The organism is Micropruina sp., assembly GCF_047606365.1.
In the GTDB taxonomy this organism is placed as follows: Bacteria; Actinomycetota; Actinomycetes; order Propionibacteriales; family Propionibacteriaceae; genus Micropruina.
This window is the reverse complement of sequence record NZ_JASGEN010000093.1, coordinates 12,518-25,166: the sequence shown is the minus strand read 5'-3', so window position 1 is coordinate 25,166 and position 12,649 is coordinate 12,518. Positions and strand designations below refer to the sequence as shown.

At 69.5% G+C, this 12,649-nt stretch carries 11 protein-coding genes and 1 tRNA gene; 10 read left to right on the top strand and 2 right to left on the bottom strand.

Annotation, left to right across the window (positions count from 1 at the left end):
- Positions 1-99 precede the first annotated feature (99 nt).
- On the bottom strand, positions 100-948 hold the full coding sequence (locus tag QM624_RS10625; protein WP_415091564.1) for a helix-turn-helix domain-containing protein: 849 nt from the start codon (positions 946-948) through the stop codon (positions 100-102).
- A 47-nt stretch (positions 949-995) separates the two neighbouring features.
- Between QM624_RS10625 and QM624_RS10620 the strand changes: the two genes are divergently transcribed.
- Positions 996-1,373: a VOC family protein gene (locus QM624_RS10620; RefSeq protein ID WP_415091562.1), complete on the top strand. Its 378-nt coding sequence runs from the start codon at positions 996-998 to the stop codon at positions 1,371-1,373.
- Between the two features lie 86 nt (positions 1,374-1,459).
- Here QM624_RS10620 and QM624_RS10615 read toward each other — a convergent pair.
- Positions 1,460-1,531, bottom strand: a tRNA-Arg gene (locus QM624_RS10615).
- A 213-nt stretch (positions 1,532-1,744) separates the two neighbouring features.
- On the opposite strand from QM624_RS10615, the gene QM624_RS10610 reads away from it, so the two are divergent.
- The 9 genes from QM624_RS10610 to QM624_RS10570 all read left to right on the top strand — a co-directional run bounded on the left by QM624_RS10610 (position 1,745) and on the right by QM624_RS10570 (position 12,570).
- Complete coding sequence (locus QM624_RS10610) at positions 1,745-2,266, top strand: hypothetical protein (RefSeq protein WP_415091560.1); 522 nt, start codon at positions 1,745-1,747, stop codon at positions 2,264-2,266.
- A 58-nt stretch (positions 2,267-2,324) separates the two neighbouring features.
- Complete coding sequence (gene lysA / locus QM624_RS10605; RefSeq protein ID WP_415091558.1) at positions 2,325-3,728, top strand: diaminopimelate decarboxylase; 1,404 nt, start codon at positions 2,325-2,327, stop codon at positions 3,726-3,728.
- A gap of 52 nt (positions 3,729-3,780) precedes the next feature.
- On the top strand, positions 3,781-5,082 hold the full coding sequence (locus QM624_RS10600) for a homoserine dehydrogenase (protein WP_415091556.1): 1,302 nt from the start codon (positions 3,781-3,783) through the stop codon (positions 5,080-5,082).
- A gap of 4 nt (positions 5,083-5,086) precedes the next feature.
- On the top strand, positions 5,087-5,698 hold the full coding sequence (thrH, locus tag QM624_RS10595) for a bifunctional phosphoserine phosphatase/homoserine phosphotransferase ThrH (protein WP_415091554.1): 612 nt from the start codon (positions 5,087-5,089) through the stop codon (positions 5,696-5,698).
- Between the two features lie 38 nt (positions 5,699-5,736).
- Positions 5,737-6,525 carry a helix-turn-helix domain-containing protein gene (locus QM624_RS10590; protein WP_415091552.1) on the top strand — a complete coding sequence of 263 codons (789 nt, stop codon included), beginning with the start codon at positions 5,737-5,739 and terminating at the stop codon, positions 6,523-6,525.
- Between the two features lie 18 nt (positions 6,526-6,543).
- Positions 6,544-6,936 carry a VOC family protein gene (locus QM624_RS10585; protein WP_415091550.1) on the top strand — a complete coding sequence of 131 codons (393 nt, stop codon included), beginning with the start codon at positions 6,544-6,546 and terminating at the stop codon, positions 6,934-6,936.
- A gap of 37 nt (positions 6,937-6,973) precedes the next feature.
- Positions 6,974-8,185 (top strand): glycosyltransferase 87 family protein, encoded by a 1,212-nt coding sequence (locus QM624_RS10580; protein ID WP_415091548.1) that lies wholly within the window; start codon positions 6,974-6,976, stop codon positions 8,183-8,185.
- A 267-nt stretch (positions 8,186-8,452) separates the two neighbouring features.
- Positions 8,453-10,315 (top strand): transcription termination factor Rho, encoded by a 1,863-nt coding sequence (gene rho / locus QM624_RS10575; RefSeq protein WP_415091546.1) that lies wholly within the window; start codon positions 8,453-8,455, stop codon positions 10,313-10,315.
- A gap of 194 nt (positions 10,316-10,509) precedes the next feature.
- A complete protein-coding gene (locus QM624_RS10570) occupies positions 10,510-12,570 on the top strand; it encodes a HelD family protein (RefSeq protein WP_415091544.1) in 2,061 nt (686 codons plus the stop codon).
- Positions 12,571-12,649 lie beyond the last annotated feature (79 nt).

Genomic DNA, 12,649 nt, shown 5'->3' with positions numbered 1-12,649 from the left:
CAGGCCGCGACGCCTGCACCTGTTCGATGCTACTAAGGCGGGCCGGGTGGTGGAACCGGCCATGCCGTTATCGAGCTGACACGTCACGATTCCTTCCGATCAGCGAGTGCCGTCCGCCCTGGTGCGGTCGCGGTAGGCGCTCGGGGTGCTGCCGACGAGCCGGACGAAGTCGCGTCCGAACTGGTTCTGGTCGTACCAGCCCAGCCTCGCGGCGAGCTCGGCGAGGCCTTCGCCGGTCTCGGCGTCCAGCGCGGCCACGGCGTCGTGCATCCGTTGCCGCCGGATCAGCCACTTGGGACCCACCCCCACGTAGTGCCGAATGGTGCGTTGCAGCGTCCGCACCGAACAGCCGCAGCGGTGCGCCAGCTGGTCCACCCGGGTGAGCACCGGCTCCGCGAGCAACGCCAATGTGTCTTCCACCAGGGCGGGAATCGGCTCGGCCGAACCGGCGCCAGCCAGCACCGAATCGAGCATCACCGACGCCGACTCGCTGGCCACCAGCGGAAGATGCGCCAGCTGATCCATGCCGGGTAGTCGATCGCCGGCGGGTTCCACCCGATCGGTGAGTTGATCGGCGGGGATGCCGGACCAGGCGGCGAACCCGCCCGGCCGGAATTTGAGGCCGAGCACGCCACCGCTGCCGAACTGGGTGACGTCGAACCTGCTGGTCACCACCCCGGTCAGCCACACCCCGTCGCGGTCGCGGCCGGCTCGCGCCAACTGGCCGCGCTCGACGCTGATCTCCACCGCCGGATGCGGGATCAGCGAGGTCGTCGCACTCATCCCGTCGGGTAGCTCCCAGCTGGCCGACCAGACCCGCTCCACCCACGCGGCAGCGGGCCCGGAGGCCGGAACCTCGTCGAACCGGACGCGACGGGCGAACTCCTCCGGCTGCAGCAGACCCTTCGAGGCCGGGACCCGACCTGTCGCGTTTGTGCTAGCCGCCATACCCGGATTCTAGAAAGGTGGACTGACACGACATCGAAGGAGGAGCGATGACCACCGAAGCTCCGGCCGCGCTGGCCATGGTCACCATCGACTGCGCCGACCCGTCCAAGGAGGCGGAATTCTGGGCTGCGGCGCTGGGTTGGGAAGTCACTTACGCCGACGACAACTACGGCATGGCGAGCGACGGCACGCTACGGCTCGGCTTCGGCCGGGTCGAGGACTGGCAGCGTCCGGAGTGGCCGAATCCGGCCGGGACGAAGCAGTTCCACCTCGATCTGGCCGTCGACGACCTGGACGCCGCCGAAGAGCAACTGCTCGGACTGGGGGCGACGAAGCCGACGGACCAGCCGGGGGACACCTGGACGGTTCTGCTCGACCCCGACGGACATCCGTTCTGCCTCACCAAGGCCGCGAACTGGAGCTGACCGAGCCGTCAGCGCCGTCTGCCGTGCATTCGTGACGACCGGAAAATGCGCTGATCCCGCACCTGAATCAGGTGCGGGATCATCTGCGCCCCCGGCAGGATTCGAACCTGCGCACCCGCCTCCGGAGGGCGGCGCTCTATCCCCTGAGCTACGGGGGCCCGAGCCATCGGGCCGGCCACGACTGTAGCGCATCGCCGCGACCGGGAACCAATCGACGACCGGCGGCACGCCTGACCGCTCCCTCGTCATCCCGGACCTGCTCCGGGATCTCGTCGCGCTGGGATGACGATCTCGTCGCGTTGGGATGACGGGCGTGGCCGGGACGACCAACCCACGGCCCGGGCAGGAGCGTCACCGCTAACCTCGGGCTCATGCGAGGTCTGTCCACGGTGCTGGCACTGGTCGTCGCCGTCCTGCTCGCAGGGTGCGGCGGCCAGTCGAGCGGTGCCGTCGCCGGACCGCCGGTGTTGCGTGACACTCCGCCGCCCTGGCCCGCACTGCGCGACGGACTGGCCCAGATCCGCGCGGCCGGCCTCGAGCCGTCCCGGCTGGACGACACCACCAACCAGCGCCGGTTCACGCTCACCCTGACCGTGGACGGCCAGGCCGTCCCGCTGGTGCCCTACATCGGCATGGACCGCCCCCGGGCGCTGCAGGGCCCCGCCCACACCCATGACGACACCGGCGTGGTCTGGCTGGAGGGACGCGGCGCGGACCAGGTCACCCTGGGGCAGTTCTTCACCCTGTGGGGCGTCCGCTTCGACGACAAATGCCTGGGTTCGACCTGCGGCACGATTGCCGTCCGCGCCGACGGCAAACCGGTCGACAAGCCGGTCACTCTCAAGCTCGCGACAGTCACCGAACGACTCGAGATCACCGCCCGCAGAAGCTGACGTCCAGCGGCCGGAGCCGGGCCATTGGCCACGGGCCGTTCTGGCACAGTTGGACGCTATGACCCACATGCACGTCGCCGGCTCGATCCATGCCGACGCGACCTCTCCTGCACCGCAGTGGCTGACCCGTCCCGAGGACGTGAACGCCCTGACCAAGGAGCTGTGGAGCAACAACGCCAAGCGCATCGAGTCCGGTGAACTCGAGATCGCCGGCCGCACCGCGGCGTCCATCATCGACGAGGTCGGCAGCCCGGTCTACGTGATCGACGAAGCCGATTTCCGCAGCCGGGCCCGGCAATGGCGCGAGGCCTTCGGCGACTGGCAGGTGTTCTACGCCGGCAAGTCCTTCCTGTGCACCACCGTCGCCCGCTGGATCAGCGAAGAGGGCCTCGGCCTCGACGTCTGCACCGGCGGTGAACTGGCCGTGGCGCTGCGCGGCGGCATGGATCCGGCCCGGATCGGCATGCACGGCAACAACAAGAGCGACGACGAACTGCGCGCCGCGCTGGCTGCCGGTGTCGGCCGGATCATCGTCGACTCCGCGCACGAGATCACCCGGCTGGAGCGGCTGTGTGCCGAGCTCGACACGGTCGCCGAGGTGATGATCCGAGTCACCACCGGTGTCGAGGCGCACACCCATGAGTACATCGCCACCGCCCACGAGGACCAGAAGTTCGGCTTCTCGATCAACGGTGGCGCCGCGCTGGTGGCGCTGGTGCGCAGCCACCACAGTCCCCATCTGCATCTGCGCGGCGTGCACAGCCACATCGGTTCGCAGATCTTCGACACCAACGGCTTCGAGGTGGCCGCCCGGCGCACCCTGAAGCTGATCGCCCAGTTCAAGGAGGCCACCGGCACCGAGCTGCGGGAGCTCGACCTGGGCGGGGGGTTCGGCATCTCCTATGTGAAAGAGGACACCCCTGCCACGCCCGAGGAGCTCGCGGCCGGCCTGCGCAGCATCGTCGAACACGAATGCCGCGGCTTCGGCCTGCAGGTGCCGGTCATGTCGGTGGAGCCCGGCCGCGCCATCTGCGGCCCGGCCGGCACGGCCCTGTACACGGTCGGCACGGTGAAGACGGTCGAGATCGGCAGCGGCCAGTCCCGGCGCTACATCTCGGTGGACGGCGGCATGAGTGACAACATCCGTCCGGCGCTGTACGCCGCGGAGTACTCCGCGACGCTGGCCAACCGGGCGAGCGCCGCGGGGCCGGTGCTCTCCCGGGTGGTCGGCAAGCATTGTGAGGGCGGCGACATCCTGGTCCGCGACGAATTCCTGCCCGATGACGTCGCGCCCGGAGATTTGATCGCGATTCCGGCGGCGGGTGCCTACAGCCGATCGATGGCGAGCAACTACAATCACGTTCCGCGTCCGCCTGTGGTGGCCGTCGCCGATGGCCGGATCACCACCCTGCTGCGGCGCGAAACCCTGGACGACCTGCTGGCGCTGGACGCCGGCGCCTGAGCAACGCCTAACCGGCAGCCGCGATGCTGCCGCGAAGAGAAGAGGACATGCGATGACACCAGCCAAGCCCCTCAAGGTGGCCCTGTTGGGCTGCGGGGTGGTGGGTTCGGAGGTGGCGCGGCTGCTGCTGGGCAGCGCCGACGAGTTCCAGGCCAGGAGCGGACGCCGGCTCGAACTGGTCGGCATCGCCGTCCGCAGCCTGGCCAAGGAGCGCCCGGGCATCGACCGCGAGTTGCTCACCGACGACGCCGCCGGCCTGGTCGGACGCCGCGACGTCGACCTGGTGATCGAGGTGATGGGCGGTGTCGAACCGGCCCGCAGCCTGATCCTGACCGCCATCGGCCACGGGGCGTCGGTGATCACCGCGAACAAGCAGTTGCTCGCCCAGGACGGCGCCACCCTGTACACCGCCGCCGCCGAGGCCGGGGTCGACCTCTACTTCGAGGCCGCCGTCGCGGGTGCCATTCCGATCATCCGGCCGCTGCGCGAGTCGCTGGTTGGCGACGAGATCACCGCGGTGAAGGGCATCGTCAACGGCACCACCAACTTCATCCTGGACAAGATGCACACCGAGGGCTCCTCGTTCGCCGAGGTGCTGGCCGAGGCGCAGCGACTGGGCTACGCCGAGGAGGATCCGACCGCCGACGTCGAGGGTCTGGACGCCGCCGCCAAGGCCGCCATCCTGGCCAGCCTGGCCTTCCACAGCCGGGTGAAGCTCGACGACGTCGACTGCGAGGGCATCACCAGGGTGACCGCCTCCGACGTCGCCACCGCCAAGGAACTCGGCTACGTGATCAAGCTGCTGGCTCGCTGTGCGCTGGCCCCGGACGGCTCGATCTCGGTCGGCGTGCATCCCACGATGGTGCCGGCCAGTCATCCGCTGGCGAACGTGTCCGGCGCCTTCAACGCGGTGTTCGTCGAATCCCGGCACGCCGGGCAGCTGATGTTCATGGGGCCGGGTGCCGGTGGTTCGCCGACGGCGTCCGCGGTGCTGGGTGACGTGGTGACCGCGGCCCGCAACCGGGTGCGCGGGGCGTCCGGGCCGGGGGAGTCGTCCTACTCGGCGCGTCCGATCACGCCGCGCGGACAGGTGCCGTCCCGGTTCTACCTGTCGTTGAGTGTCGAGGACGAGCCGGGCGTGCTGGCCCGGATCGCCGCGGCTTTCGCCCGTTACCAGGTGTCGATCCAGGCGGTGCGCCAGGAGAGCGAACTGGACCGGCCGCAGGGACAGGGCGCCAAGCTGGCGCTGCTGACCCACGCCGCGCGGGTGAGCGATATGCGGGCCGCGCTGGAGGATCTGCAGGCGCTGCCGGACGTCCGCGGCGACGTCACGCTGATGCGGGTGGAGGGCTGACGTCATGCATCTGGCCTGCCTCGACCTGGAAGGCGTACTGATCCCCGAGGTCTGGATCGCCGTCGCCGAGGCGACCGGCATCGACGGGCTGCGCCGGACCACCCGCGACGAACCCGACTACGACACGCTGATGCGGTACCGGCTCGACCTGCTGGACTCCCACGGCCTCACCCTGACCGAGATCCAGCGAGTGATCGGCACCCTCGACCCGATGCCCGGGGCCGTGGAGATGGTCGGTTGGCTGCGCGAGCACTTCCAGCTGGTCATCCTGTCCGACACGTTCTACGAGTTCGGCATGCCGTTCATGGCCAAGCTGGGTTACCCGACGCTGCTGTGCCACAAGCTCGAGATCGCCGACGACAGGATCGTCGACTACACGCTGCGGATGCCCGACCAGAAACGCGAGGCCGTCCGCCGCTTCCACGAGCTGAACTACAAGGTGATCGCCACCGGCGACTCCTACAACGACACCAACATGCTCAGTGAGGCTGACGCCGGCATCCTGTTCCGGCCGCCGGCCAACGTGATCGCCGAGTTCCCGCAGTTCCCGGTCGCCACCGACTACGACCAGCTGCGCGCCGAGTTCAGCGCGGCCGCGGCGAAGCTGGAGGACTGAACGGCTGCCCAGTAGGGACAGGACCGTAGGCTGGGCCGATGCCGACGTTCAGCAGGCCGCTGCATCCGGCACTGGCGCCGTTGGTGGCCAGCCTGGTCGGATACGACTACCGGCTGCCCGCCGACGCCGTCCACCGCGGACTGCCGTCGACGTCCGCCACCGTGGTGATCGCCCTCGATGAGCCGCTCGACTGCGGCTGGCTGGACGACGAGACGTCCAGCCGGTTCTGGACGCTGATCGGCGGGCTGCACGTCCGCCCCGCACTGATCCGCACCCACGGCCACCAGGTCGGGCTGCAGGTGGCGCTCACGCCGCTCGGGCTGCGTGCGCTGACCGGTGCTCCCGCCGGCGAGTACACCCGCCAACTGCTCGACGAGCACGACCTGGCGTTGCTGCCGGCCGGGTTGCACGAGCGTCTCCAGGAAGCTGACTGGCGCACCCGTTTCGAGTTGGTCGAGGAAGTCCTGCTGCGCCGGCTGGCCGGGGCGGACGCCGAGCTGCGTCCGGAGCTGGCCCGGGCATGGGATCGTCTGACCGGCGGCACGATCGCCATCGCAGCGCTCGCCGATGAGGTGGGCTGGTCACGGCGTCACCTGCTCAACCAGGTTCGCGCCGAGTTCGGCCTGGATCCGCGGACGATCCGCCGCCTCGGCCGATTCGAGCGGGCCCGGGCTCTTGCTCAACGCAATGCCAGCCTCGCCGACGTCGCCGCCCGGTGCGGCTACGCCGATCAGGCGCATCTGACCCGCGACTGGCGTGCCCTGGCCGGCGTCACACCGCGCGCGACCCTGGCCGAGTTCCCAACCGTTCAAGAACCACTCGACTGAGGCGGGCACAGTGGTGGCATGACCAAACCACAGCTGTTCGCCAGTCTTCGTTTCACCGATTGTGAGGCCGGGATCGCCTTCGTGGAGGCGCTCGGATTCACCGAACGCCTGGTGGTGCGTGACCCCGAGCAACCGGGCCTGATCCACCACGCCCAATACCAGTGGCGCGACAACGGCGGGATCATGTTCGGTTCCGACCGGCCGGACGGCATCGGACCCACGCCCGGCAGCGCCTGCATCGACCTGGTGGTGGCCTCCGACGACGAGGTGGACGCCGTGCTGAGCCGGGCCCTGGCTGTCGGTGCGCGGCAGTTGACCGAGATCGCCGAGCCCGACCACGGCGGCAGGAGCGTCGCCGTCGCCGACCCGGAGGGCAACATCTGGAACATCGACTCCTATCCCGGCGAGTAATCGGCCGACCTCGGCGGCGGGTGGTTAACTTGCGCCCGTGAAAAGCCTGCCCGCGCGGATCGGCTACGTCCTGCTGCTCTCCCTGGCGCCGCTGCTGGCGGCGCTGTACGCGGGCGCCACCACCATTCCCGGTGGCACGCTCTACCCCTGGGCGCCGGCGATGATCGACCTGGACGTCTATCGCCGCACCGGCGAACTGGTGCTGAACGGGCAGGACTTCTACAACGTCGAGGCCTGGCTGCCCTGGATCTATCCGCCGTTCCCGGCGCTGCTGGCCGTCCCGTTCGCGGCGCTGCCGGTGGCGGCGGCCCAGGTGGCGTGGCTGACGCTGTGCGTGGCCTGCCTGATGGCGATGCTGTACCGGCTCGGCCTGTCCGGATGGCAGCTCAGCATGTCCGCCACCGCGATCATCTGGCTGGTCGAACCGGTGCGCGAAACCCTGGGCTTCGGCCAGGTGGCGATCTTCCTGGTGGCAGCCGCGGTGCTCGACTCGATGCCCGGCCCGACCGTCTTCAAGCGCCGGTTGCTGCCCGAGGGCTGGCTGACCGGTGTGGCCACCGCGGTCAAGCTGACCCCGGCGATGATCGCGGTCTACAACTTCTTCGCCGGCAAACGCCGCGCCGGCATCGTCAGCTTCCTGACCTTCCTGGCCTGTTCGCTGATCGGTTTCGTGGTGTTGTGGGGTCCCTCGCTCACCTATTGGGGACGGCTGCTGTCCGGCGATTCCGGGTTGAACAGCGGCATCGTGTTCAAGACCAACCAGTCGGTGCTGGGCGTCTGGACGCGGCTGCTGGGTGAGGCCAGCCGCGGCGGCCTGGTGCTGGCCGCGCTGGTCGCCGTGCTCGGCATGGTCGCCGCCGTGCTGATGCACCGGGCCGGCGAGGTTCCGTTCGCCCTGTGCCTGGCCGGCCTGACCAGCCTGCTCGCCTCACCGATCTCGTGGTCGCACCACTATGTGTGGATCGTGCCGTTCGGCATCGTGCTGCTGCGCAACCGGCGGTTGCCGGGCTATCTGCGCGTCGCCGGGCTGTTCTATTCGGTGTGGACGGCGTTCGCCCCGTTCAAACTGCTGCCGGGGGACAACAACGTCGAGTTGACCTATCCGCCGCTGCTCATGCTGGTCGACAATTTCGGCGTCTACCTCGGCGTCGCGATCCTGGCCGCCAGCGTGATCGCCGCCGCGTTCACACCGTGGGGCAAGGAGCGACGCCGCGCGCAGGCGCAACTGCGGCAACCCGTCGCGGCCTGAATGTCGACGGTCGGGGAACAATCCGGCCGCCGGTGTCGTTGTCAGTATTCGAGCGTGGCAGTGCTACAGTGAATACGCGCTGTAGTTTTCAGCCGTCGCCCCTGACAGATCGGGCGGACGATCGCACTCGTCGAGGATTTCCTTCATCACCGGCCACCGCGCAGATGAACACGTCCGTGATCTGACCCGGAGTTGTCACACTCCTCACCATGCTTGTCCGTACGTCCGTGAACCCACCCGTACGGAGGATGTCCCGAAAGGACCCACGTGACCGACACGATCGAAGCCGTCGCCCCCGCGAAGAGCAAGGGCCTGAGCACGATGCTGCTTCCGGAGTTGAAGCAGCTCGGTGCTTCCCTCGGCCTGAAGGGCACCGGCGCGATGCGCAAGAGCCAGCTGATCGATGCCATCCGCAGCGCACAGGGCGGCGCCCCGGCCGCTGCGCCCGCGAAGGCGCCGGCCACCGCCGAGGCGCCGTCCGCCGAGAAGCCTGAGCGGCGCCGCAAGGAGCGCACGCAGGCCAACGGCGGCAACGCCGAGGGTGGCCAGGCCGACTCGACCTCCGCTTCGTCACCGCAGGCGTCCGCGCCGGTGAACCAGGCGCCCGCCCCGGCGAGTGAGGCGTCCGCTCCCGCGACCGAGACCCGGCATGCCTCCTCCAACGGTGAGGCCTCCAACGGCGAGGCCTCCGACGATGTGGCGGCCCGGCTCGAGGCGCTCCAGGGCGAGCGCGGCCGCCGGCGCCGCAACCGCAACGGCGGTGAGGCGGGCGAATCCGCCGACCAGGGCGGCAGCAACGGCAGCAACGAGCCCACGGTCGATTCCCGGCCGCAGCAGAACGATCGCCAGCAGCAGTCGTCCCGCGACGACGACGATTTCGGCAACGGACGCCGCTCCCGCCGCCGTCGTAACCGCGATCGGCAGAACCGGCGCGGCAACAACCGTGGTGGGTCGAACTCGATGGCCGGGCTCGAGGTGGACACCAATGTGGGCGAGGACGACGTCCTGCTCAACATCAACGGCATCCTCGACGTCCTCGACAACTATGCGTTCGTCCGGACCTCCGGCTACCTGCCCGGCCCCAACGACGCCTACGTGTCGCTGTCGATGGTCCGCAAGTACGGGCTGCGCAAGGGCGACATCGTCACCGGCGCGATCCGGCAGCCGCGCGACGGCGAGCGCAAGGAGAAGTTCAACCCGCTGGTGCGGATCGACACGGTCAACCTGGACGCGCCCGAGAAGTCCCGCGACCGGCCCGAGTTCGGCAAGCTGACCCCGCTCTACCCGCAGGAGCGGCTCAAGCTGGAGACCTCGGCCGTCGGCATGACCGGCCGAATCATCGACCTGGTCTCGCCGGTCGGCAAGGGTCAGCGTGGTCTGATCGTGTCGCCGCCGAAGGCCGGCAAGACGCTGATCATGCAGGCGATCGCCAACGCCATCACCACCAATAACCCCGAGGTGCACCTGATGGTGGTGCTGGTCGACGAGCGTCCCGAGGAGGTCACCGACTTCCAGCGCTCGGTCAACGGCGAGGTCATCGCCTCGACCTTCGACCGTCCGGCCGACGACCACACCACGATCGCCGAGCTGGCCATCGAGCGGGCCAAGCGCCTGGTCGAGTTGGGCAAGGACGTGGTGATCCTGCTCGACGGCATCACCCGGTTGGGCCGGGCCTACAACCTGGCCGCGCCGGCGTCCGGACGCATCCTGTCCGGTGGTGTCGACTCCGCGGCGCTGTACCCGCCGAAGAAGTTCTTCGGTGCCGCCCGGAACATCGAGGACGGCGGCTCGCTGACCATCCTGGCCACCGCGCTGATCGAGACCGGCTCCAAGATGGACGAAGTGATCTTCGAGGAGTTCAAGGGCACCGGCAACATGGAGCTGCGGCTGCGTCGTGATCTGGCCGACAAGCGAGTCTTCCCGGCGATCGACGTCGCGGCGTCCGGTACTCGACGGGAAGAGATGCTTTTCACCCGCGAGGAGCTGCAGATTATCTGGAAGCTGCGCCGGGTGCTGTCCAGCCTCGACCCGCAGGCCGCCCTGGAGACCCTGCTCTCCCGGATGCGCAAGACCGAGTCGAACCGCGAGTTCCTGATCCAGGTCACCCGGACCACCCCGTCCCAGAACTGACCGGTGGTGTCCCGTCGTCCCTAGCCCGGACCCGGTAAAGCCCTCCCTAACTAGTTCTGCCCTCCCGCATGCGGGAGGGCAGAACTAGTTAGGGAGGGCTTTCGGGTGCCGGCCGGTCCCGAGGGAGAGCTTTGGGTTCTGGACGGACGTGGGGTTAAGCTGACCGGCTGCCCCACGACTCCGGAGGTCTTGTCATGCCCACGACCGATGCCCTGACCGAAGCCCGGGAACACCTGATTGAGTCCCGGACCGCGCTGCGCGAGATGCGGGAGCACACGGCGTCGTTGGAGGCGCTGGCAGGCGACCGGCTGTCGGGGGAGTACCTGAAGCAGGCGCTCTACCGGCGGATGATGGCGCTGCGCGACGATCCGGACACCCCGCTGTTCTTCGGACGCATCGACTACCGCACCCACGCCGGGGCCGACGAGAACGAGGACTGCTGGATCGGACGCCTGCACGTCACCCGCGAGATGGGCAGCGAGCCCATGGTGTACGACTGGCGCGCACCGGTGTCGCTGCCCTTCTACCGGGCCAGCCGCACCGAACCGATGGGGGTGGCGCTGCGCCGCCGCTTCGGCTTCCAGCACGGTGAGATCACCGCCCACGAGGACGAGGATCTGGCCGCGGCCGGCGGCGACGAGGCGTTCGGGCATTCCGACATCCTCGAATCCGAGATCGAACGCCCCCGCACCGGGCCGATGCGTGACATCGTCGCCACCATCCAGCCCGAGCAGGACCTGATCGTCCGCGCCCCGCTGGAACAGTCGGTGGTGGTGCAGGGGGCGCCCGGCACCGGCAAGACAGCGGTCGGGCTGCACCGCGCGGCCTACCTGCTCTACGCGCATCGCGACCAGCTCAGCCGCAGCGGGGTGATGGTGGTCGGACCTAACTCGTCCTTCCTGTCCTACATCGCCGACGTGCTGCCCGCGCTGGGTGAGATCGACGCCGTCCAGGAAACCCTCGAATCGCTCGTCACCCGCTCTGCCGGACGCCCCGTCGCAGGTACCGACGAGGCAGCCGTCGCGGTGCTGAAGGGTGACCCGCGGATGGCTGACGTGCTGCGCCGCGCGGTCTGGGACTCCATCGTGCAGCCGACCGAGACGCTGGTGGTGCCCCGGGGTTCCGCCCAGTGGCGTATTCCCGCGCATCGCTGTGCCGCGGTGATCGACGAGCTGCGCGGACGCGGCGTCCGGTACGCGGCGGGACGCGAGATGCTCGCCCAGCGGCTCGCCCACCAGGTGCTGCTGCGGATGGAGGCCTCCGGCGAGACGCCCGACGACCGGGTGCAGAACACCGTGGCCCGCTCTCGTCCGGTGAAGGCCTACGTGGATGCGCACTGGCCCGCGCTGGACGCGGTCAAGCTGGTGTTTCGCCTGGTCAGCGACGCCGAGTTCCTGGCCGTTCATGCCGACGGGTTGCTCGACGCCGACGAACAGCAGCTGCTCCAGCTACCACGCGGACGCGGCATCAAGACCCCGCGCAGCGTCGCCGCCTGGCGTCCGAGCCTGGCCGATCTGGTGCTGGTGGACGAGGTGGCCGACCTGCTGAACCGGACGCCCAGCCTCGGCCACCTGATCGTCGACGAGGCACAGGACCACTCCGCGATGGCACTGCGGGCCCTCGGACGGCGAGCCAGCACCGGCTCGGTCACCGTGCTGGGCGACCTGGCCCAGGCCACCACCGCCTACGCCACCACCAGCTGGACCGATTCACTGGCCCACCTGGGCAAACCCGACAGCACGGTCACCGAACTGGTTGCCGGCTTCCGGGTGCCCCGCTCGGTGATCTCCTACGCGGCCCGGCTGCTGCCCGCGATCGCCCCCAGCCTGACGCCGCCCCACTCGGTGCGGCGCTCGGCCGGCGACTTCCGTCTCGTTCCCGGCAGCCTGGACGCGCTGGCGAGGGCCGCGACGGACGCGCTGCGCCGGGAAGGCACCGTGGGCGTCATCGTCGCCGACGATCAGCTCACCGAGACGATCGACGTCCTGGACGACGCGGGCATCGAGTTCGGCGTGCTGGGGGAGGAGCCCGACGAGGACTTCGACCACCGCCTGGACGTGGTGCCGGCCGGCCTCGCCAAGGGTTTGGAGTTCGACCAGGTGGTGCTGTTCGAGCCGTCCGCGATCGTCGCCGCCGAACCCGACCGGACCACCGGCTTACGCCGGCTCTATGTGTGCCTGACCAGGGCCGTCAGCGGCCTGCAGGTCGTGCACGCCGACCCGCTGCCGGTGGAGTTGGCCGGCGACGTGCCTTGAGTCGCCCCACCGCCGGTCGAGCTTGTCGAGACCTCTGACAGCAGCGCGCTGACTAGGGCTTTGGACTGCCCAACCGGCA

Excerpts from the sequence above, each read along its gene's own strand:
- QM624_RS10610 (WP_415091560.1), top strand. The coding sequence starts at position 1,745 with ATGCGAGGTCTGTCCACGGTGCTGGCACTGGTCGTCGCCGTCCTGCTC.
- lysA (WP_415091558.1), top strand. The coding sequence starts at position 2,325 with ATGACCCACATGCACGTCGCCGGCTCGATCCATGCCGACGCGACCTCT.
- QM624_RS10590 (WP_415091552.1), top strand. The coding sequence starts at position 5,737 with ATGCCGACGTTCAGCAGGCCGCTGCATCCGGCACTGGCGCCGTTGGTG.
- thrH (WP_415091554.1), top strand. The coding sequence starts at position 5,087 with ATGCATCTGGCCTGCCTCGACCTGGAAGGCGTACTGATCCCCGAGGTC.
- QM624_RS10585 (WP_415091550.1), top strand. The coding sequence starts at position 6,544 with ATGACCAAACCACAGCTGTTCGCCAGTCTTCGTTTCACCGATTGTGAG.
- QM624_RS10620 (WP_415091562.1), top strand. The coding sequence starts at position 996 with ATGACCACCGAAGCTCCGGCCGCGCTGGCCATGGTCACCATCGACTGC.
- QM624_RS10625 (WP_415091564.1), bottom strand. The coding sequence starts at position 948 with ATGGCGGCTAGCACAAACGCGACAGGTCGGGTCCCGGCCTCGAAGGGT.
- QM624_RS10570 (WP_415091544.1), top strand. The coding sequence starts at position 10,510 with ATGCCCACGACCGATGCCCTGACCGAAGCCCGGGAACACCTGATTGAG.
- QM624_RS10600 (WP_415091556.1), top strand. The coding sequence starts at position 3,781 with ATGACACCAGCCAAGCCCCTCAAGGTGGCCCTGTTGGGCTGCGGGGTG.